At 70.5% G+C, this 1601-nt stretch carries 2 protein-coding genes; both read right to left on the minus strand.

The window, feature by feature from the left end; all coding sequences use genetic code 11:
- Window positions 1-53: 53 nt before the first annotated feature.
- Complete coding sequence (locus DSP71_RS06015; protein WP_113680633.1) at window positions 54-1001, minus strand: dihydrodipicolinate synthase family protein; 948 nt, start codon at window positions 999-1001, stop codon at window positions 54-56.
- Window positions 1002-1017: 16 nt separating this feature from the next.
- The coding region (locus DSP71_RS06020) for an ABC transporter ATP-binding protein (protein WP_258546287.1) at window positions 1018-1601 on the minus strand (584 nt) is incomplete at its 5' end.

Genomic DNA, 1601 nt, shown 5'->3' on the forward strand with positions numbered 1-1601 from the left:
CGCTGCGGCCGTCTTGGTGCCGCCGATGTCGACGGCGAGGACGACCTCGCCCATCAGGCGACGGCGACAGGGAGCAGGTGCAGCTCGTCGAGGATGTCGCGGATCCTGGAGACCGCATCGTCGTCGAGCGCCTGCACGGTGCGAGCCATGGTGGCGTGATCGATGATGCCGCGGGCGTGCATGGCGGCCTTGAACGCGCCGACACCGGTCGCATCCCCCGACAGCCCCTGCGGCTGGAACACGATGTCGAACAGACGGTTGATGCGTTCCTGTTCGGCCCGGGCGATCACCCAGTCGCCGCTCTTGGCCGCCTCCCACAGCCGCACGTATCCCGCGGCCTCCACATTCGCGAGTCCGGGGACCACGCCGTCGGCACCCGCGAGCGCCATGGCGTCGACGACGACCTCGTGACCGGTGAGCAGCTGCAGCGGACTCCCCGCCGCCCGGTTCGCCGCGATCAGACGCCGGAACGAGACATCGTCGCCCGAGGAGTCCTTCACGCCCTGGATCACGCCCTCGCTGCCGAGCTGCACGAGCAGATCGATGCCGAGCTTGGAGTGCACGCGGACCGGGACGTCGTAGGCCCACAGCGGGGCGTCGATGGCCGCGGCGATGGTGCGGAAGTGGTCGGCGACCTCGGCGGCGGAGTTCAGCGTGTACAGCGGAGCCGTCGTGACGATCGCCTGCGCGCCGGCGTCGACCAGACGGCGGGCGGTCTCGATGATGCGGGGAGCCGTGAGCTCGATCGCGCCGGCGATGATCGGCACCCGGCCGGCATTCGCCGCGACGATCGTGCGGAGCAGCTCCACGCGCTGGTCGTCGGTGAAGTACGCGGTCTCGCCCGTGGAGCCGAGGGCGAAGAGTCCGGAGACACCTTCGTCGACGAGACGGTCGACGAGACGGGAGAGCGAGGCGTGGTCGATCGAGCCGTCCTCGAGCAACGGGGTGGCGACGGGCGGGACGACGCCCGCGAAGACGGGGGCGGAGGGGGCAGCAGACATGTGTGTTCCGGTCGTTTCAGTGGTGGGATTCGAGCAGCGAGGGCGCAGCGCCCAGCAGCGTTCTGGTGTAGTCGTCGGAGGGAGCGTCGAACACACGGGCCGCGTCGCCGAACTCGACGACCCGCCCCTTGTTCATCACGGCGATCTCGTCGGAGAGGTAGCGGACGGTCTGGATGTCGTGGGAGATGAAGACCATGCCGAGGCCGAGCTGCTCCTTCAGGTCGGTCAGCAGGTTCAGGATCTGCGCCCGCACCGAGACGTCGAGCGCCGAGGTGGGCTCGTCGGCGACGATCACCTGCGGGTCGAGCACGAGCGCCCTGGCGATGGCGACACGTTGGCGCTGCCCCCCGGAGAGCTGGCTGGGCAGCGCGTCCAGGGCCGAGGGCGGCAGCCCGACGAGACCCACCAGGTCGCGCACCTTGCGACTCCGGGTCGCCGCGCTGCCGAGGCGGTGCACCTGCAGCGGATCGAGGAGCGCATCGCGCACCGTCATCCGGGCGTTCAGCGCGGTCGCCGGGTCCTGGAAGACGACGGACAGGATGCGCCCGAGCCGCTTGCGCACGGCGGGCGTGAACGATCGCACTGGCTCGCCGCCGAACA

Source organism: Microbacterium sp. H6 (assembly GCF_003314775.1).
Lineage (GTDB): Bacteria > Actinomycetota > Actinomycetes > Actinomycetales > Microbacteriaceae > Microbacterium > Microbacterium oxydans.

Coding starts and splice junctions, on each gene's coding strand:
- DSP71_RS06015 (WP_113680633.1), bottom strand. CDS start 1,001: ATGTCTGCTGCCCCCTCCGCCCCCGTCTTCGCGGGCGTCGTCCCGCCC.